We start from the raw sequence: 17,758 nt of genomic DNA on the forward strand, positions 1-17,758 counted from the left end.
GACGGCCGCTAGGGGGCCGTTTTCACGCAGATGGGATAAAGTGTAGCCAAGGCATTGTTATTGTTATGAACTTTGACAATTTTCCAGGGCGCTATTCCCGTCGGGAAGTGTAACGCAAGGTGTCGATTGTGGCACCTGTCATGGGAGTCAATAGATGATAGATCTAGAGTGTCGTGTGCCGCCCGTGCTGTTGTTCGGCATAGTGGCGCTGGGCATAGTGGCGTGGGGCGGAACCGGGGAGGGGTGGCCCGTCCCGGCGCTGTTGCTGGTGCTGCTGGGAGGAGTGTTCGGGTTTGGCGCCCTGCTGCGTTTTCGCCGCCAGGGCACCACCGTCAGTCCGATGCGGCCCGAGCAGGCCAGTGCGCTGGTGACGGGCGGGCTCTACCGTCTCAGCCGCAACCCCATGTACCTGGGGCTGGTCTGCTGGATGATGGCGCTGGCCTGTTATCTGGGCGGGCTGGCGGTCTGGCTCGGCCCGCTGCTGCTGTGGGGCTGGCTGGATCGCTTCCAAATCGTGCCGGAAGAGCGGGCGCTGCGGGCCCGTTTCGGCGAGGCGTATGCAGAGTACTGCCGGCGGGTACGCCGCTGGTGCTGAACTCGCCCTAAGGGGCAGGCAGCCGCCAAAAAAATGGCCCGCATCTGCGGGCCGTTTTGTATCTTGCTGGCGGGATAAATCACGCCTTGGCGGTATCCGCCTCACCCAGCGGCTCGGTTTCACCCAGGCTGTCTTCGGTCTTGGCAACCACGCTGGCGGCGATGGCGTTGCCCAGCACGTTGGTGGCGGAGCGACCCATGTCGAGGAAGTGGTCTATGCCGAGCAGCAGCAGGATGCCGGCTTCCGGAATATGGAACTGGTTCAGGGTGGCGGCTATGACCACCAGAGAGGCGCGCGGCACGCCGGCCATCCCCTTGGAGGTGACCATGAGCAACAGCAGCATGGTGATCTGCTGGGCCAGGGAGAGCTCTATGCCATAGGCCTGGGCGATGAACATGACCGCGAAGGTGCAGTACATCATGGAGCCGTCCAGGTTGAAGGAGTAGCCCATGGGCAGCACGAAGCTGGCGATGCGCTTGTCACAGCCGAACTTCTCCAGCCGATCCAGGGTCTTGGGATAGGCGGCCTCGGAGCTGGCGGTGGAGAAGGCCAGCAGTATGGGTTCGCGGATCATGGCCAGCAGGGTCAGCACGCGGCGGCGAATGAACAGGCTGCCCATGGCGATGAGCAGCAGCCAGAGGCAGGCCAGGGCCAGATAGAACTGGGCCATGAAGGTGCCGTAGGTGGCGAGTATGCCGAGCCCTTCCTTGGCTACCATGGCGGCGATGGCACCGAACACGGCGAACGGCGCGAAGTTCATCACGTAACCGGTCACCTTCAGCATGATCTCGGCGGCGCTTGCCATCAGCTTGACCACGGGTTTGGCGGCATCGCCCAGCGCGGCGGCGGCCAGCCCGAAGAAGAGAGAGAACACCACTATCTGCAGGATCTCGTTGGTGGCCATGGCCTCAACCACGCTTTTCGGAATGGCGTGGGTGACGAAGTCCTTGAGGGAGATGGCACCGGCGACCACGCCGGAACTGGCGGCATCATCCGGCAGGGAGAGGGAGAGTCCCACGCCCGGTTGCATCAGGGTGACCATCACCAGACCCAGGGTCAGGGAGAGCAGGGAGGCCAGCATGAACCAGCCCAGGGTCTTGGCACCGATGCGGCCCACGGTGCGGGTATCGCCCATCTTGGCGATGCCGACCACCAGGGTGGTGAAGACAAGGGGAGCGATGATCATCTTGATCAGGCGCAGGAAGATGTCGGTCAGTATGGTGATGTCACTGGCAAAGCCAGCGGCCTGATCCGGGGCAAACATGCGATAGCCCTGACCAGTCAGGATGCCAACCAGCATCGCGATGAGGATGGCAGCCGTCAATTTATTCATTTTCATGGGGGGGGTCCCAGTTTTGATAAGTGCAAAGCGTTTAGGGTGGCAGGGGTGCCACTTCAGTCCGTTTTTGTGATCCGGGCCGTAGATTCCTGACAGCCGGTGTGCTGGCAGCATGCCTAATCCGGGGGGGTAAATCCAGAGCCTTGTAGCAGAATTTTATGTTGTCATTAGTTGTATGTGATATGGATCTTGCATTTAACCTATATTAATCGCCGTTTATTTTAATGTTTGCAAGATAATCAGCTTTCATGGTTCGGTCGTTTTTTGCGCTGCGGGTGAGGGTAAATATGAGCAATGCCGAGATGCGGTGCTCCACGGTGCGCTGATCCAGAAAGGGATCGGGCTCGTCGTCATCGAACCCGAACAGGGGGCGGCTTGGTGTCACCCTGACCGCATCCCGCTGCAGGGTCAATTCATTGACCTCAAGCCACTGATAACCTTCGGCTTGCGCCACTTCGCCCGCCCGTTTCAGCACATACTTGCGGGCGGTTTCCCGGCTCACCAGGTCGTTGCCAATAAATTCCAGCTGCCATTTGTCGGGCGCAAGCAGGGTCTGGGAGAAGCCGGTCTGGCCGTTCCAGAACGATGGCTTGCTGTGATAGGGGGTGGCGCAGCCGAGCAGCAGGGCCGCGCCGAGGCCGAGCAACAGCAGACGATGGCAAAAGACGCGGGGAGGGGGCATCTCGAACACCGGTTGGCAAAACACGGCATCACTACAGCACAAACCGATCGGCGACACAATGCGGGCAGCGTTGTGCCGCTAAGGGCTGCTCCGCGCCAAAAAGAAAAGGCCTTGTCATCTGACAAGGCCTTTCTCGGGGAATTTGGTCGGTGTGAGAGGATTCGAACCTCCGACCCTCTACACCCCATGCAGATGCGCTACCTGGCTGCGCTACACACCGACGGAGTCAGCTCGGCTGACGGGGGCTGAGTTTATGGAGATGACCCGACCCTGTCAACAGGGGAAATCCCACTCTGAGACTGTTTGCCTGCTTTGCGAGCAATTGGCGCTCAAAGTACCGCCACAGCGGCTAAATCAGGCCATCGAGGGCCCATGTCAGGGGCCTTTTTCAACCCACTGTTCAGCCCACCATGCAAACGGCCGCCCGGAGGCGGCCGTTTGCATCGGCGATGAAGCGATCAGCGGTTGAAGGTCAGCCGCTTGCCCAGCACCTGATCGGTGACCTGACCGTTTTGCCAGGCGATCTGGCCGTTGACCAGGGTCATCTCCACAGTGCTGTGGAAGCGGTAGCCGTTGAAGGGTGACCAGCCGCACAGGTAGAGCAGGTTGCTGTCGTTGACCACATAGGGCTTGCCCAGATCCAGCAGCACCAGATCCGCGAAGTAACCCTCGCGAATGTAGCCGCGATCCTGCACCTGGAAGCGCTCGGCCACCGCGTGGGAGGTTTTCTTGACGATGGTTTCCAGCGAAAACACGCCGTTGTGGTAGAGCTCCAGCAGGGCCAGCATGGAGTGCTGCACCAGGGGGATGCCGGACGGCGCCTTGAAGTAGCTGTTCTGCTTCTCCTCCCAGGTGTGGGGGGCGTGGTCTGTGGCTATGATGTCCAGCACGTCGTTGCGTACCGCATCCAGCAGGGCGTGCTGGTCGGCGGCCGTCTTCACCGCCGGGTTGCACTTGATCTGGCTGCCCAGGGTGTCGTAATCCGCCTCGTTGAAGAAGAGGTGGTGGACGCATACCTCGGCGGTGATGTTCTTGTCTTTCAGCTCGCTGAGATCATGGCTGGCGGTAAACAGCGACAGCTCCTTGGCGGAGGTGAGGTGCAGCACGTGCAGCTTGGCACCGTATTTTTTCGCCAGACCCACCGCCATGCTGGAGGACTTGTAGCAGGCCTCGTCATTGCGAATGCGGCCGTGCTCGCGCATCGGCACATCCTCGCCCCACTTGGCGCGGGCCTCGTCTTCCAACACCTTGATGGAGGGGGTGTCCTCGCAGTGGGTGACTATCATCACCGGGCTCTCGCGGAAAATCGCCGCCAGAGTCTCCTGGTTGTCCACCAGCATGTTGCCGGTGGATGACCCCATGAACACCTTGACCCCACAGGACTGCTTGGGATCGAGGCGCTTGATCTCGTCGAGGTTGTCGTTGGTGGCGCCGAGATAGAAGCTGTAATTGGCGGCGGAGGAGTTGGCGGCTATCTGGTATTTGGCTTCGAGGGCATCGAGGGTGGTGGTCTGGGGATTGACGTTGGGCATTTCCATGAAGCTGGTGGTGCCTCCTGCCACGGCGGCCCGGGATTCACTGGCGATGGTCCCCTTGTGGGTCAGGCCGGGTTCCCGGAAATGGACCTGATCGTCGATCATTCCCGGGATGAGGTGACGACCTGCTGCATCTATCACCACGGCATCGGGCGCCTCTATGTGAGGGGCGATCCGGGCGATCCGTTCCCCTTCAATCAATACATCCGAGGCATAGATGCGGCCTTCATTGACCAGGGTGGCATTCTTGATTAGCAATTTGTTCATGGGGGAGTCCGGTTCCTTTGTCAGTGATCGCGGGTCATAATATCGCAAACTGCACTTTCTCTGTAGCAAGGCCTGACTGATGAAGTTATTTGTAAGAGATTTGACCGTGATCGATTCCAGCTACCTGTGTGAACGCCGTGGCATGGTGGGGGAGAGCTGGCTGGTGGATGTCGAGATGAGCGGCGAGCTCAACGAGATGAGCATGCTGCTGGACTTTGGTCGGGTGAAAAAACTGATCAAGTCGATCATCGATGAAGAGGTGGATCACAAGCTGCTGGTGCCGGCCGAGTGTGCACTGGTCCATGTGGCCCATCTGGAGGGGGAGGAGAGCACGGTGGATCTGCTGCGCCCGGGTCGCTCCATTCACCTGCGTTGCCCCACTCAGGGCTTTGCCTTCATCCCGGCGCCCCAGATCGACAAGGAGTCCGTCACCCGCTATCTGCTGGCTGTGCTGGCCCAGCGACTGCCCGGCAACATCAAGGATCTGTCGCTGACCCTGCGCCAGGAGCAGATCGATGGCGCCTTCTACCACTACAGCCACGGCCTGAAAAAGCACGATGGCAACTGCCAGCGCATCGCCCACGGCCATCGTTCTCCCATCGAGATCCACCTGGACGGTGAGCGCGACGCTGAGCTGGAGCTGAACTGGGCCGAGCGCTGGGCCGACATCTACCTCGGCACCGAAGAGGACAAGGTGGCCCTTGGCGAACTCTCCCTGAGCGAGCTGGCCGAGGCGACCCTGAAGGATGCCGGCGAGCAGAATCTCGGCTTCAAGTACGTGGCGCCCCAGGGGTTGTTCCAGCTGGCCATGCCGGCGGGAGAGGTGGAGATGATCGATACCGACACCACCATAGAGCTGCTGGCCTGTTATATAGCCCGCGAGGTGAAGAAGCAGGTGGGCGACAAGTTCGTGAAAATCGTGGCCTATGAAGGGGTGGGCAAGGGCGCCATCGCCTACGCCTGATCCCGCGCTCGTTGCCAGAATAAGCAAGGCCCCGCATCTGCGGGGCCTTGTCGTGTCAGGGCAATGGAAAAACAGATGACCTCATCAGGCGCTGAGCCGGAAGCGCTTGACCAGGCTCTCCTGCTGCTCGGCCAGGGAGTCGAGCTGCTGGCTGGTCTCGGCCACCCGGGCTATGCCCTGATAGTTGAGATCCGAGATATCCGAGATGCGGTTGAGGTTGGTGGCGATGTCGGCGCTGGTGGCCTGCTGCTGCTCGGCGGCGGAGGCTATCTGGCTCGACATGTCGCTGATCAGCACCACTATCCCCTGCACCTCTTCCATGGCGTTGTTGGCGTGGGAGCTCTGATCCACGCAGCTGTCCATCTCGCGGGAGCACTCCTGCATCACAGTCACCGCCTTGGCGACCCCCTGCTGCAGGTTTTCGATCATGGTCTGGATCTCGCTGGTGGACTGGGCGGTGCGCCCCGCCAGGCTGCGCACCTCGTCGGCCACCACTGCAAAGCCGCGGCCCTGCTCGCCGGCCCGGGCCGCCTCGATGGCGGCGTTGAGCGCCAGCAGGTTGGTCTGCTCGGCGATGCCGCGGATGACGTCGAGTATGTTGCCTATCTGGTTGCTCATGGCGCTCACATCGCCGATCACCTTGCCGGTCTGCTGCAACTTGCCCGCCAGCTGATGGGTGGTGGTGATGTTGCCGGCCATCACCTTGCGGCCGGTCTCGGAGGCTTTCTCCACGTCCTGCACCCGCTCCAGAGTCTGGTTGGCCGCCTGGGCCACTTCACGCACCGAGGCTTCCATCTGGGTCATGGCGGCGGCGACCGAGGCGGTCTCCTGACGTTGTTTCTCCAGATCCGCCCGTACCGATTCCGTGGTGTGACGGTTGTCGTGGGCGGCGTTGTTGAGCTGGGTCGAGGCCTGGGAGAGCTGGGTCAGCACGTCCCCCATCTGCTGGATCAGCAGGTTGATCTGGCTGCCGAGCTGGCCAAACTCGTTCTTGCTGCGAAAACCGATGCGCTGGGTCATGTCGCCCTGGGTCACCTCGGTCAGCACCCGCAGCAGCTCCTTGAGCGGGCGGCGAATCGCCTTGCCCAGGGTGTAGGCCACCAGAATGGCCACCAGGATGGCGATGGCGATGCTGATCCCCTGGGTGAGCGTGCTCTGGGCCTGCACCTTGCCGGAGGCGCGTATGCTGGCGTTCATCAACTGCTGGCTCTGGTCGGTGATCCCCTCGAGCTTGCTCTGGATGCTGACGATGAGCTTGCTGGCCTGCTTGCTCTGCTCGCGCATTTGCTCCTGCTGCTGCATCAGCGCCAGGTACTGGGAGAGCACCCCCTCGCTGGCGGTCGTGTCGCGCACGAAGCCGTGCACGTAGTGGCCCATGTCATTGTCGAAGTTCTTGAGCTCCCCCTGCAGATCCTTGATGGTGCTGTTGAACCCCTCGATCTGCATCTTGTTGCGCTTGAGCGCCCCCTCGATGGGTGCGGGTATGCTCTGGTTGAGCGCATCCATGGTGGATAGCTCGATGGCGGAGAGCTTGGTGGTCAGGGTCTCGGACAGCATCTTGATGAAGCTGTCGTCTATGGTGACCATCATGTCGCCGAGGTTTTTCTTGAACTGGGGCAGGCTGACCTGGAACTGCCCCTTGGCCTGGTTCACCTTGTGCAAGCGGGTGAGCAGGGCCTGATGCTCGGTGGGCAGGGTGCCGGTCAGCTGCAGATAGTCGCCGACCAGCTTGCTCAGTGCCGCCATTTCACCCTGCAGCTCAGGGTGCGCCGCCGCCTGCCGGCTGAGGGTGGCGAGCGTCTTGTCGACCTGGGCCTTGGCCTGTTGCAGCTCGGCCACCTCGGCCGGGATCTGTTTGGGATCCTGCTCGGTCAGCACGTCGGTGAGCCACTTGTTGGCGCTGAGCAGGCTGATCTGGGTCTGACTGCTGGCGATTACCAGCGGCATGGATTGCCGGGTGACCTGATCCAGCGCCTGATTGAGCTCGCTCTGGCTGCGAAAGGTGAGTACCGAGGTGGCCGCCATCACGGCCACCAGAATGGCAAAGCCTAAATAGACCCTCTGCAAGATGGAGAGGTCTGACATTGTTTGTTTCATTATTGTCCCGCTGTATATGCAAAAGTCCCTTGCCTGAATACCCCGTCCATTTGATACCCTGCTACCACCCTGGGCGAGCGACGCCATCTGACGTCTTCCGGCTATCGGTATTTTTAACAATAACTGAAGAGAATGGGACAACGGCTGTGTCAAATGTCGGCTTGTGTCACACTTGGCGGGCCCTGATGGCCACCTCGGGAGCCGCTTGAGGTTGGTGTTGAATTTTCTTTTTCATATAAAGGAGTTATCCATGGCGCAAGAAACCATTTTCAGCAAAATCATCCGTAAAGAGATCCCCGCCGACATCCTTTATCAAGACGATCTGGTGACCGCATTCCGGGACATCCAGCCCAAGGCCAAGACCCATATCCTGATCATTCCCAATGTACTGATCCCCACGGTCAACGACGTGGAAGCCGAACATGAGCTGGCGCTGGGTCGCATGTTCACAGTGGCCCGCAAGCTGGCCAGCGAGGCCGGGATCGCCGAGGATGGTTATCGCCTGATCATGAACTGCAATCGCCACGGCGGGCAGGAGGTCTATCACATCCACATGCATCTGGTAGGGGGTCAATCCCTGGGGCCGCTGCTCTGCCTGTGATGCACCGCTTTCCCCGTCTGGCCGGCCTCCTGCTGGCCAGTGCCCTGCTGGGGGGCTGCGCCTCTCACTGGCAGGACATGTTCGTCTCCTATTCCGATCAGATGGTGCCGCTGCGCAACCAGCTGCTGCTGGGGCACGCCGCCGAGGCGCTGCCCGAGGTGCGCGAGTCCACCCAGGGGGACGACACCTATGTGCTGGACCGGCTCGAGCAGGGCCGCATCGCCTGGCTGGCCGGTCAGGATGCGGGCAGCAAGCAGGCCTTCGCCGCCGCCGACAGCCGCCTCGAGTGGGAAGACAATCAGGCCCAATACCGGCTGAGCCAGGGGCTGGGTCAGGCGGGCAGCCTGCTCACCAACGATCAGAGCATGGCCTACCTGGCGCCGGATTATGAGCGCACCATGCTGCATCACTATCTGGCCCTCAACTACCTGCAGCGGGGAGACGCCGACGGCGCCCTGGTGGAGGTGCGCCGGGCCAACCAGGTGCAGGAGCGTGCCCTCAAGGCGCGGGCGGGGGAGGTAAGCAAGGCCAGAGAGAAAGGGGCCGAAGCCAGTACAGAGCGGGAGATGCGCCAGCTGATGTCGCGCGGGGCACCGGATCTCGACCGGCTGATAGGCCAGGTGAAAAACGGTTTCCAGAACGCCTACACCTTCTATTTCTCCGGCGTGCTCTATGAGGCGGCCGGGGATCTCAACGATGCCTGGGTCGACTATCAGCGTGGCTACCAGATAGCGCCGGACAACCAGAGCCTGCAGGATGCCTTGCTGCGCCTGGCGCGGCTGCGCGGCTCCCCCGATGAGCTCAAGGAGACGGAGAAGAAGCTGGGTCGCAAGGCGCCGCCTTTAACCAAAAATCAGGGGCAGCTGGTGGTGCTGTTTGAAGATGGGCTGATCCCGGCGCGGCGCGAGCTGTTCCTGCCGCTGCCCATCTCCACCTCCAGCGGCGATTTTCGTACCTTTACCGTGGCCGTGCCCTATTACGACAACCGGGCCAGCAACACGGGCCCGCTGACGGTGTCGGTGGGCAAGCGGGTTGAGCAGACCAGCGAGCTGGTGCGGCTGGAGGCGCTGGCCGCCAAGGATCTGCAGGAGCGGTTGCCGGGCATGCTGACCCGTCAGGCGCTGCGGCTGGTGACCAAGGAGCAGCTGAGGCGCACCGCCGCCAAGGAGGGGGGCGATGTGGGCAATATTCTGGTCGGCATCTTCAATACCCTCTCGGAGCGGGCCGATACCCGCAGCTGGCTGACGTTGCCGGCCCAGGCATCCAGCTGGCAGAGCATGCTGCCGGCAGGCGAGGTGCAGCTCACCCTGGGGGCGGGCAGCGCCATGCGCACCCTGCCGCTCACCGTTCACGGCGGGCGTACCACCCTGGTGTGGGTGCAGCGGCTCGGCGCCGGCCTGACGACCCGGGTGATGCCGCTCTAAGCGCGCCCGGACCATGACACCCATGACTGACGGTCGGGCCCAGATGGCCTGCCGGCTAAGGAGATCAAGATGAAAGCATACGGTTTGGCCCTGGTGATGCTGCTGACCGGCTGCGCCACCAATACCTCCGGCGTGGCGCTCTATGGCGCGGCGGGAGCGGCCCCCGTGCAGGAGCAGCATCAGAACGTCAATGTGACCCTGACCGAGCTGAGCCGGCGCGAGCAAAACGGCCTGCTGCAGGTCAATGTGGCGGCGGCCAGCACCCAGCGCGGTGACAACAAGCTGCAATACCTGTTCTATTGGTATGATGAGGCGGGACAGGAGGTGGCCAGCGATGGCCGCGGCTGGACCCCCATCAAGCTGCACGGCTATCAGACCCGCACCCTCTCTGCCCTGGCGCCGAGCCCGGCCGCCCGGGGATACCGGATTTACGTACGCGAAGTGATTGAGGAATCCTACTGATGAAAATGAATCATGCCCTGCTGATATTGACCGGCGCCCTGCTGCTTGGCGGCTGTTCCAGCACCACAGTCAGCTATGGCGATCCGACCGAAACCGAGACGGTGACAGTGGACTACGGCTCATCGGATCTGCAGGCCATTGCCGACAAGATGGCGGACTCCATGCTCGCCTCGCCGGCCACCAGCGAGATCACCGCGGGCGGTCGTCCGGTGATGTTCATGGACTCCATCCGCAACAAGACCTCTGAGCACATCGACACCGAGGCCATCACGGACACCATTCGCACCAAGCTGCTGCGAGCCGGCAAGTTCCGCTTCGTCGACATGAGCAAGGTGGCGGCGGTCAAGCAGCAGCTCGAATACCAACAGAGCAGCGGCATGGTGGATCCCGCCTCCATGGTGCGTCTGGGCAAGCAGACAGGTGCCCGCTACATGGTCTATGGCAACCTCGCCAGCATCGTCAAGGACAACGGCAAGGTGAAGGATGTCTACTACCAGATGACCATGAACCTGATGGATCTGCAAAACGGCGAACTGCTGTGGGCCGATCAGAAAGAGATCCGCAAACAGGCGAAGAAATCCACCTTTGGCTGGTGATCTGGCGGAGCTGGAGTTGCTGGCCAGCCTGCCGGCCCCCTGGCGTTCGGGGCGGCTGGAAGCGCTGGCCAGTGGCCTGACCAACTGCAACTATCGACTGCGCCTCCCCTCGGGGCGCAGTCATTTTTTGCGGCTCGGTCATCCGGATCCCTGTCGGCTCGGTATCGATCGGGCGACCGAGTGGCAGCTCTATCGGGGAGCCATGGGGCAGGGGCTGGCGCTGCCCTGTCATCACAGCGATCCCGCCAGCGGCCTGATGCTGCTGGATTGGTGCGATGAACCCAACTGGGCCGAGGCGCCCCCGTCCCCCGCCGAGCAGCCCTGTCTGCTGGCCGAGGTGCTGGTACGGCTGCACCGGTTGCCGGTGCCCGCCGTGGTGATGGCGGTGCGGGCTCATGCCGCCGGTTATCGCGGCCGTCTGGCCCGGATCCCTGACTGGCTGCCTGCGCTGGAACGGGGACTGCTGGCCAGTCGCGAGCCGGCCGATTGCTGGCTCCCTTGCCATCATGATCTCAATCCGGCTAACTTGTTGGGAACCCGGCCCTGGGTCATCGACTGGGAGTATGGCGCCGCCGGTCATCCCGGTTTCGAGGTGGCCAGCATACAGCGCACCCACGGCTGGGACGACGGCCAGCGAGAGGCGCTGGAGAGCGGCTATCTTGAGCGGGCAGGGGCGCGTTTGGGAAGCCGGGGCTTTCAGAGCCAGGCCTTCCTGCCCTGGGTCGACTACATAGGCTTGTTGTGGGCGCTGCTGATGGCCGAGCACCCCCCCGGGCCCGATTACCAGGCCCTGATCGACACGAATCGTCAACGGCTGGAGTAGGGCCGGTGGTGGGGGGCAAGTGTTGCTCGACACGCATCGCTGCGTATCAACGCTGGCATAGGCAGGATCAGATCGATATGAATCATCAACTCGTCAACCTTGGGAGTAGTGCATGGTGACCTCCTTTTCCTGGCGTCAACCCCGCAGCTGGAGCCTGCTGCTGATCTGTCTGCTGCTGGTGGGCTGCTCCACCCGGGTGGTCTATTACTGGCTGGACGTGGCCATCGTCTGGCAGCTGGATGACTATTTCTCGCTGGATCGCAGCCAGAAGCGGCTGCTGGATAACGAAGTGAAGGGGCTGATGGCCTGGCACCGCCAGTACGAGGTGCCCCGTTACGCCGATGATCTGGATGCGCTGGCCAGGGCGGTGGCGAGCCCCATGAGCCCGGCCCAGGTCTCGCTTCATCTGAATGCGGCCCAGCAGAGCCTGACCCGCACCCTGGAGAACACGGTTCCCCGCGCCGTGCGGCTGGCCCGTACCCTGACCGAGGAGCAGGTGGCCATGTTCATGAAGGACAGGCTCAGCCGGCAGACCGAGCGGGAGCAGGATTTTGCCCGCCAGCCCAAGGCCGAGCTGCTCAAGGAGTTCACCGGCAAGATGAACGAGCGGCTGGTGTTCTGGATTGGGGAGGTGAAGCCGGCCCAGGCGCCGCTGGTGGCCCAGTGGGTGGAGTGGCAATACGAGCTGCAGGCCCCCTGGCTGGAGTTTCAGACCGCCTGGACCAGGGAGCTGGACAGGCTGATGCAGCAGCGCCAGAGCCCGGACTTCGGCGCCCAGCTCACCGCCCTGTTGCAGCAGGGGGATGGACTCATGGATGGCCGTTTCACCGGCTACACGGATCAATCCCGCCAGCGCACCGTCAACTGGCTGAGTGCCCTGAGCCAGTCGCTGGACATCTCCCAGCGCGCCCATCTCTACACCCTGCTCAAGGGCTATGCCCGCGATTTCAGGCAGATGTCACAGGGGTGAGTTTCGTTTTCGGCAGGGCGCCGTGCGAGGCTTGACGACCCTGCCGCCCTTGTCCTTGTTGGGTGCCTGTGGTAGTTTGCCCTTTCTATTATTTGGGAATTAACTTTTTGAGCCTGCTGGACAAAGTGAAACTGGCGTTGATGACACTGCTCATCTCGCTCACTCTGTTGCTCTCTACCGTTTCGGTGGAGGGGCTCAAGGTATCCGCGCCTCAGGCCGCTTCCCAGCCTGGCCAGGTGATGAGCGATGCCGGCACGGGCGATCAGTCCGATACCCTGCTGGTGATCCACAGCGCCAGCGACAGCGACGACGGTGTCGTCAAGTTTGTCGGCTCCCATCAGAATCATCTGCTGCGGCTCGAACACTCCCTGCGCAGCGATCACCAGCCCGGCAGCGTCGTCTACGAGCTGATCATGAGCTGGTCACAGCAGGCGATCCTGCTGCTGCTGTGCGGCCTGCTGCTCTATGCGGCGCTCTTCTACCCCAAAAACAGCTTCCGCGACCGCTTTGCCACCATTCACCGGCACAGGTTGCAACGCCAACACCTGCAATACCGCTTCTCCCAGAGTTATCTCGCCTGATCCCGATGGGGTCCGGCCTCGCCGCACTGCCTCATCGTCTCCTGTAAAGCCTGCTCACCGCGCGTGAACGGGCGCCCAGTCTCATTTGTATTTTCTTGCGTGCCGCCCCCGCCATGGGTGGCGAGTGCGCCGCCTTCTCCTGACAGAGGCTTTTGCCATGAGAAAAAAGAGTCGTACCACCCTGAATCGCATGAGCATGTGGCAGTATGCCCTGCTGCTGCTCATGCTGTTCACCTTCGCGTTTTACTCCCTGCCCACCTTCTTCGGTGAGCAGCCTTCCCTTGGCCTGCACGGCCAGACCAGCCTGACCGAGGCGCAGCGCACCCTGCTGGCCGACAACCAGATAGCGCCGGTCAAACAGGTGCAACAGAAAGAGCGGGTCGAACTGGTGTTCAACAGCCAGTCCGAACAGCAGAGGGCCAAGCAGCTGCTGGAGCAGCAGGGCTATGACAGCGCGGCCCTGACCCTGGAGTTCTACTCCAATGCCCCGACCTGGATCAGCCAGCTCGGCGCCGCTCCCATCAAGCTCGGGCTGGATCTGCGCGGCGGCTCCCAGCTGCTGATCGGGGTCGATCTCAGCTTCGTGGTGGACAACCAGACCAGAAACCTGGTGGACATGCTGCGCACCCAGTTCCGCGAGGCGCGCCTGCGGGGCGCCAACGTGGCCCGGGTGAGCGAAGGGGAGGTGAGAGTCACCCTGCCCGAGGTGGCCGATCAGGCGCCCTGGCTCAACATCATCAAGGATTCCGCCGGCACCCGGCAGGATCAGTGGCAACTCAATCGCAGCGGCAACGAGCTGCGGCTGGTGATGAGCGAGGCCGAGCGCACCCTCTTGGCCAACAACGCCGTGACCCAGAACCTGTCAATTTTGAAAAAGCGGATCAACGAGCTCGGCATAGTCGAGGCCTCGGTCCAGCGTCAGGGCCAGGACGGCATCCGCATCGAGTTGCCCGGGGTGCACAATCCCAAGCAGGCCAAGGAAGTAATAGGTGCGACCGCGTCGCTGGCCTTCTACGAGGCCCAGGCCGACAGCCGCTTCTTCATGGCGGATCGCAGCGGTCAGGCCGTCGGTCTGGCCCGCAAGCCGGTGCTGAGCGGTGAGCATATCGTCGATGCCCGCGCCAATATGGGCGAGATGGGCCAACCCCAGGTCAATATCGTGCTCGACAGCCTGGGTGGCAGCAAGATGAACCAGTTCAGCCGCCAGCACGTGGGCAAGCCGATGGCCACCGTCTTCACCGAATACAAGACCAACGCCCAGGGCAAGCTGCGCGCCCAGAGCGAGGTGATCAACGTCGCCACCATACAGACGGCGCTCGGCAACCAGTTCCGCATCACGGGTATTGGCAGTCTGCCAGAGGCCCAGGAGCTGGCCATGCTGCTGCGGGCCGGCGCCCTCACGGCGCCGCTGAAGATCCTGGAGGAGCGCTCAATCGGCCCGACCCTGGGCTTGCAGAACATAGAAGCGGGCTTCACCGCGCTGGCGTTCGGCATGGCGGGCATGATGCTGTTCATGATGGCCTGGTATCGCAAGTTCGGCTGGGTCGCCATCACGGCGCTCATCGCCAACCTGCTGATGCAGGTGGGCATGCTGGCGGTGCTGCCGGGGGCCGTGCTGACCCTGCCGGGGATCGCCGGTCTGGTGCTCACGGTCGGCATGGCGGTGGATACCCATGTGCTGATCTTTGAGCGGATCAAGGACCGCCTGCGGGAAGGGGGGAGTCTCGCCAACGCCATCGACTTTGGCTATCGCTCGGCGTTTCGCACCATCTTCGATGCCAACATCACCACCCTGATCTGTGCCGTGGTGCTCTACTCCATCGGCTCGGGCCCGCTGCAGGGCTTCTCCATCACCCTGATCCTGGGTCTCATCTCCAGCATGGTGACCGGCATCTGGGGCACCCGCGCCATCATCAACCCCCTGTGGGGCAAGAGCAGCGACAAGCTGCTGAGGGTGTGACCGTGACCCCTGCATTCACTCTGTGCCATAGCGCCGCGCGTTCGAGCCTGCTCCGCGCCTGCGCCACGCGCTTCCCGGCGGGAAGCCCGAGTCAGCTGTTGTCGAGGATAAAACTATGTTGAGAATGATCGTTGCCATGGGCCTGACCCGCTGGCGTTACATCGGGTTGTGGATCTCCGTGCTGCTGACGGTGGCGAGCATAGCCGTGCTGGCCATCAACGGGCTGTCGCTCGGGCTCGATTTCACCGGCGGTATACTGCTGGAGTTTCGCATCCAGACCCTGAAAGAGGCCCATGAACTGAACGCCCTGCTGAGCGCCCCGCTGGCAGGGGCGGTCGAGCTGAGCGGCGCCGGCATCCCGGGGGAGTGGCTCATCAAGCTGCCACCCCACGAGCTGCCCTGGCCAGCCGAGGAGCTGGCAGTCATGCTGGGTCAACAGCTCAACTTGCCGGTGGAGCTGCTGCGCACCACCATAGTCGGCCCTCAGGTGGGTGCCGAATTGTTCCAGCAGGGGATGCTGGCGGTGCTGGTGGCCTCCTTGGCCATCTCCGCCTACCTGGCGGTGCGCTTCGAGTGGCGTCAGGCCATCGGCATTCTGGTGTCTGTGCTGCACGACGGCCTGGTGGCCATGGGGCTGCTAGCGCTGTTCAACATCGAGTTTGACCTCAACGTGATCGCCGGCCTGATGGCGGTGATCGGCTATTCCCTCAACGACAGCATCGTCATCTCGGACCGGTTGCGGGACATCTTGAGCTCACGCACCAAGCTCTCCATCCACGACTGCTCGGACGTGGCGATCAAGGCGACCTTCAGCCGCACCATGATCACCTCGGGCACCACCCTCTTTACCGTGGGCGCCCTGCTGCTGTTCGGCGGCGATGCCCTCTACGGCTTCGCCTTCACCCTGTTCGCCGGCATCCTGGTGGGGACCATCTCCTCCATCACGGTCGCCTCCACAGTGCAGGAGCTGCTGGGTCTCTCGCCCCAGGCCTACCAGAAGAAAGAGGAGGAGCTGGCAGAGGCGGCGTGATGCCCCTTGTCCACTCCCTGCATGCAAAACGGGCCCATCGGGCCCGTTTTTTTTGTCTCTGCGGCTGGCCTAGAAACCGGAGCCAGGTTGCTGCAAAAATTCGGCCTCCTCCGGCGTGCTGGTGCGACCCAGGATGGCGTTGCGGTGGGGGAAGCGGCCAAAGCGTTCGATGATCACCTGATGGCGGCGGGCAAAATCGGTGAAGCCCGCGAAGGTGGCCTGCGCCGGACTGCCGGCCTGCTCGGCCGCCAGCGCCTCGAACAGGGTCACGCTGCGTACTTGCTGCTCGCGCGATTCTGCGTGTTCCAGCGGCAGGTAGAAGAAGACCCGCGCCAGCGGCGAGAGCGCCTTGTCTGCCCCCAGCGACAAGCCCTTCAGACAGAGATCCCGGGCCCGCGGGTCCTGGGCAAAAGCGCCGGGCGTGGCGCGATGTATGTTGCGTGGCAGTTGATCCAGCAGCAGGATCAGCGCCAGCCGGCCGACGGGCACCTCGGCCCAGTGGGCCAGAGAGCCGGTGGCGGCGGCTTCGGCCAGCGCCCCAAAGCGGCTGGTTATCAGCGCATCGGTTTCGCTGCTTTTTCCCCACCAGAGCGGGGCTTGCCGTTTGGCGCGGGTGGCGTCGTCGGCGTCATCGCCAAACCAGAAATCGAGCAGAGATTGCCAGGGTTGCATGGGAACTCCTTGAGCCGGGGGGACTCGGGGTGAAACAAGGCCAATTGACCCTGATGTGGTTGCTGCCTAACGGGCGGCTTCTCGTTACACTGTGCCATCTTTTGCCTGAAATAAGGACCCCCCTCTGCTCGGCACTCGCCTGTGGCGCCTGCCCGGCGAGATGGCCTGCGTGCCCGGGGGATGTTTCCACTGAGATGAGGAATGCCTGATATGGCCGGAACCAGTTTGTTGGCCCTGCTCGATGATATTGCCAGCGTGCTCGATGACGTGGCCCTGATGACCAAGGTGGCGGCCAAGAAGACCGCCGGCGTGCTGGGGGACGATCTCGCCCTCAATGCCGAGCAGGTCTCCGGCGTGCGGGCCGAGCGGGAGCTGCCCGTGGTGTGGGCCGTGGCCAAGGGGTCGTTTCGCAACAAGCTTATTCTGGTGCCCGCCGCCATCGCCATCAGCGCCCTGGTGCCCTGGTTCATCACCCCCTTGCTGATGCTGGGGGGCGCCTACCTCTGCTTCGAGGGGGCGGAGAAGCTGGCCCACAAGTTTCTGCCCCACGAGGCGGCAGAGAGCGAGCAACACAGGGGCCCTGTGCCGGACGATCTGGTGGCTTTCGAGCAGCAGAAGATAAAGGGGGCCATTCGCACCGACTTTATCCTCTCTGCCGAGATCATCGTCATCGCGCTCGGCACAGTGCAGGGCAGCAGCCTGGGTCTGCAGATCTCCGTGGTGGCGGGCATAGCCCTGCTGATGACGGTCGGGGTCTATGGCCTGGTGGGGCTAATCGTCAAGCTCGACGATATCGGCCTGCACCTGCTGCAAAAGCCCGATGGCGGCCCCTTGCGCCGCGCCCTGGGCCGGGGCCTGCTGGTGACGGCGCCCCGTTTGATGCACCTGCTGGCGCTGGTGGGGACCATCGCCATGTTCATGGTGGGTGGCGGCATTCTGGTGCATGGCTGGCCCTTCGCCCATCACCTGGTTGAAGGTGCGGCCGCAGCCCTTGCCACCTTGCCATCCGTGGGCGCCGTGCTGGCCGCGGTGACGCCGACCCTGCTCAACGCCGTGGCCGGTGTGGTGGCGGGCATGGTGCTGGTGCTGGCCATGACCCTGGTGAGCAAACTCAAACCCGCCAAATAACGGCGGCCTGTCCACGGTTTGTGCACGGCCGA

General features: G+C 62.8%; 17 protein-coding genes and 1 tRNA gene. 12 read left to right on the forward strand and 6 right to left on the reverse strand.

Annotated features, from left to right (window positions below; all coding sequences use genetic code 11):
* The first annotated feature begins 154 nt into the window (after positions 1-154).
* Entirely contained in the window at positions 155-595 is a 441-nt protein-coding gene (locus AACW87_RS21450) for a methyltransferase family protein (RefSeq protein WP_241326105.1), read from the forward strand.
* A 79-nt stretch (positions 596-674) separates the two neighbouring features.
* Here AACW87_RS21450 and AACW87_RS21455 read toward each other — a convergent pair whose 3' ends face one another.
* The 4 genes from AACW87_RS21455 to AACW87_RS21470 all read right to left on the reverse strand — a co-directional run bounded on the left by AACW87_RS21455 (position 675) and on the right by AACW87_RS21470 (position 4,418).
* A complete protein-coding gene (locus tag AACW87_RS21455) occupies positions 675-1,934 on the reverse strand; it encodes a dicarboxylate/amino acid:cation symporter (protein ID WP_043141217.1) in 1,260 nt (419 codons plus the stop codon).
* A 205-nt stretch (positions 1,935-2,139) separates the two neighbouring features.
* Positions 2,140-2,616, reverse strand: a complete 477-nt coding sequence (locus tag AACW87_RS21460; RefSeq protein ID WP_241326106.1) for a CC0125/CC1285 family lipoprotein — start codon at positions 2,614-2,616, stop codon at positions 2,140-2,142.
* A gap of 143 nt (positions 2,617-2,759) precedes the next feature.
* Positions 2,760-2,836 (reverse strand) — tRNA-Pro (locus tag AACW87_RS21465).
* A gap of 238 nt (positions 2,837-3,074) precedes the next feature.
* A complete protein-coding gene (locus tag AACW87_RS21470; RefSeq protein ID WP_005314854.1) occupies positions 3,075-4,418 on the reverse strand; it encodes a dihydroorotase in 1,344 nt (447 codons plus the stop codon).
* 79 nt (positions 4,419-4,497) lie between these two features.
* On the opposite strand from AACW87_RS21470, the gene AACW87_RS21475 reads away from it, so the two are divergent.
* Positions 4,498-5,382 (forward strand): 6-pyruvoyl trahydropterin synthase family protein, encoded by an 885-nt coding sequence (locus AACW87_RS21475; protein ID WP_241326107.1) that lies wholly within the window; start codon positions 4,498-4,500, stop codon positions 5,380-5,382.
* 84 nt (positions 5,383-5,466) lie between these two features.
* Here AACW87_RS21475 and AACW87_RS21480 read toward each other — a convergent pair whose 3' ends face one another.
* Positions 5,467-7,479, reverse strand: coding sequence for a methyl-accepting chemotaxis protein (locus AACW87_RS21480; RefSeq protein ID WP_172955326.1), 2,013 nt, complete (start codon positions 7,477-7,479; stop codon positions 5,467-5,469).
* A gap of 250 nt (positions 7,480-7,729) precedes the next feature.
* On the opposite strand from AACW87_RS21480, the gene hinT reads away from it, so the two are divergent.
* The 9 genes from hinT (at position 7,730) to secF (ending at position 15,926) form a co-directional block, all read left to right on the forward strand.
* Positions 7,730-8,080, forward strand: coding sequence for a purine nucleoside phosphoramidase (gene hinT / locus AACW87_RS21485; protein ID WP_042869695.1), 351 nt, complete (start codon positions 7,730-7,732; stop codon positions 8,078-8,080).
* The gene (locus tag AACW87_RS21490; protein WP_241326108.1) at positions 8,080-9,504 is read left to right on the forward strand and encodes a COG3014 family protein; all 1,425 of its coding nucleotides are present in this window, start codon (positions 8,080-8,082) and stop codon (positions 9,502-9,504) included. The genes hinT and AACW87_RS21490 overlap by 1 nt, the downstream gene beginning before the upstream one ends.
* 69 nt (positions 9,505-9,573) lie before the next feature.
* Entirely contained in the window at positions 9,574-9,966 is a 393-nt protein-coding gene (locus AACW87_RS21495) for a YcfL family protein (protein WP_098983816.1), read from the forward strand.
* Positions 9,966-10,562, forward strand: a complete 597-nt coding sequence (gene lpoB, locus AACW87_RS21500) for a penicillin-binding protein activator LpoB (RefSeq protein WP_005302153.1) — start codon at positions 9,966-9,968, stop codon at positions 10,560-10,562. Before AACW87_RS21495 ends, lpoB begins: the two co-directional genes overlap by 1 nt.
* Positions 10,552-11,385, forward strand: a complete 834-nt coding sequence (locus AACW87_RS21505; protein ID WP_241326109.1) for a phosphotransferase — start codon at positions 10,552-10,554, stop codon at positions 11,383-11,385. Before lpoB ends, AACW87_RS21505 begins: the two co-directional genes overlap by 11 nt.
* Before the next feature lie 112 nt (positions 11,386-11,497).
* Positions 11,498-12,355 carry a DUF6279 family lipoprotein gene (locus AACW87_RS21510; protein ID WP_043141194.1) on the forward strand — a complete coding sequence of 286 codons (858 nt, stop codon included), beginning with the start codon at positions 11,498-11,500 and terminating at the stop codon, positions 12,353-12,355.
* A gap of 107 nt (positions 12,356-12,462) precedes the next feature.
* The gene (locus AACW87_RS21515) at positions 12,463-12,936 is read left to right on the forward strand and encodes a hypothetical protein (RefSeq protein ID WP_052449190.1); all 474 of its coding nucleotides are present in this window, start codon (positions 12,463-12,465) and stop codon (positions 12,934-12,936) included.
* 157 nt (positions 12,937-13,093) lie between these two features.
* The gene (secD, locus tag AACW87_RS21520) at positions 13,094-14,896 is read left to right on the forward strand and encodes a protein translocase subunit SecD (protein WP_103470543.1); all 1,803 of its coding nucleotides are present in this window, start codon (positions 13,094-13,096) and stop codon (positions 14,894-14,896) included.
* A 115-nt stretch (positions 14,897-15,011) separates the two neighbouring features.
* Positions 15,012-15,926, forward strand: a complete 915-nt coding sequence (gene secF / locus AACW87_RS21525; RefSeq protein WP_172955328.1) for a protein translocase subunit SecF — start codon at positions 15,012-15,014, stop codon at positions 15,924-15,926.
* Positions 15,927-15,995: 69 nt separating this feature from the next.
* Here the strand turns inward: secF and AACW87_RS21530 are convergent, their stop codons facing one another.
* The gene (locus AACW87_RS21530; protein ID WP_241326110.1) at positions 15,996-16,598 is read right to left on the reverse strand and encodes a DUF924 family protein; all 603 of its coding nucleotides are present in this window, start codon (positions 16,596-16,598) and stop codon (positions 15,996-15,998) included.
* Between the two features lie 210 nt (positions 16,599-16,808).
* Between AACW87_RS21530 and AACW87_RS21535 the strand changes: the two genes are divergently transcribed.
* Positions 16,809-17,726 carry a DUF808 domain-containing protein gene (locus AACW87_RS21535; RefSeq protein WP_241326111.1) on the forward strand — a complete coding sequence of 306 codons (918 nt, stop codon included), beginning with the start codon at positions 16,809-16,811 and terminating at the stop codon, positions 17,724-17,726.
* Positions 17,727-17,758: the final 32 nt, after the last annotated feature.

Source organism: Aeromonas sp. MR7 (assembly GCF_963899385.1).
GTDB lineage: Bacteria > Pseudomonadota > Gammaproteobacteria > Enterobacterales > Aeromonadaceae > Aeromonas > Aeromonas bestiarum.

What these genes read in the sequence shown, in the direction of transcription:
- AACW87_RS21495 (WP_098983816.1), top strand. Translation starts at nt 9,574, where the DNA reads ATGAAAGCATACGGTTTGGCCCTGGTGATGCTGCTGACCGGCTGCGCC.
- AACW87_RS21490 (WP_241326108.1), top strand. Translation starts at nt 8,080, where the DNA reads ATGCACCGCTTTCCCCGTCTGGCCGGCCTCCTGCTGGCCAGTGCCCTG.
- AACW87_RS21475 (WP_241326107.1), top strand. Translation starts at nt 4,498, where the DNA reads ATGAAGTTATTTGTAAGAGATTTGACCGTGATCGATTCCAGCTACCTG.
- AACW87_RS21450 (WP_241326105.1), top strand. Translation starts at nt 155, where the DNA reads ATGATAGATCTAGAGTGTCGTGTGCCGCCCGTGCTGTTGTTCGGCATA.
- AACW87_RS21530 (WP_241326110.1), bottom strand. Translation starts at nt 16,598, where the DNA reads ATGCAACCCTGGCAATCTCTGCTCGATTTCTGGTTTGGCGATGACGCC.
- AACW87_RS21535 (WP_241326111.1), top strand. Translation starts at nt 16,809, where the DNA reads ATGGCCGGAACCAGTTTGTTGGCCCTGCTCGATGATATTGCCAGCGTG.
- secD (WP_103470543.1), top strand. Translation starts at nt 13,094, where the DNA reads ATGAGAAAAAAGAGTCGTACCACCCTGAATCGCATGAGCATGTGGCAG.
- secF (WP_172955328.1), top strand. Translation starts at nt 15,012, where the DNA reads ATGTTGAGAATGATCGTTGCCATGGGCCTGACCCGCTGGCGTTACATC.
- AACW87_RS21470 (WP_005314854.1), bottom strand. Translation starts at nt 4,418, where the DNA reads ATGAACAAATTGCTAATCAAGAATGCCACCCTGGTCAATGAAGGCCGC.
- AACW87_RS21460 (WP_241326106.1), bottom strand. Translation starts at nt 2,616, where the DNA reads ATGCCCCCTCCCCGCGTCTTTTGCCATCGTCTGCTGTTGCTCGGCCTC.
- lpoB (WP_005302153.1), top strand. Translation starts at nt 9,966, where the DNA reads ATGAAAATGAATCATGCCCTGCTGATATTGACCGGCGCCCTGCTGCTT.
- AACW87_RS21455 (WP_043141217.1), bottom strand. Translation starts at nt 1,934, where the DNA reads ATGAAAATGAATAAATTGACGGCTGCCATCCTCATCGCGATGCTGGTT.
- AACW87_RS21510 (WP_043141194.1), top strand. Translation starts at nt 11,498, where the DNA reads ATGGTGACCTCCTTTTCCTGGCGTCAACCCCGCAGCTGGAGCCTGCTG.
- hinT (WP_042869695.1), top strand. Translation starts at nt 7,730, where the DNA reads ATGGCGCAAGAAACCATTTTCAGCAAAATCATCCGTAAAGAGATCCCC.
- AACW87_RS21480 (WP_172955326.1), bottom strand. Translation starts at nt 7,479, where the DNA reads ATGAAACAAACAATGTCAGACCTCTCCATCTTGCAGAGGGTCTATTTA.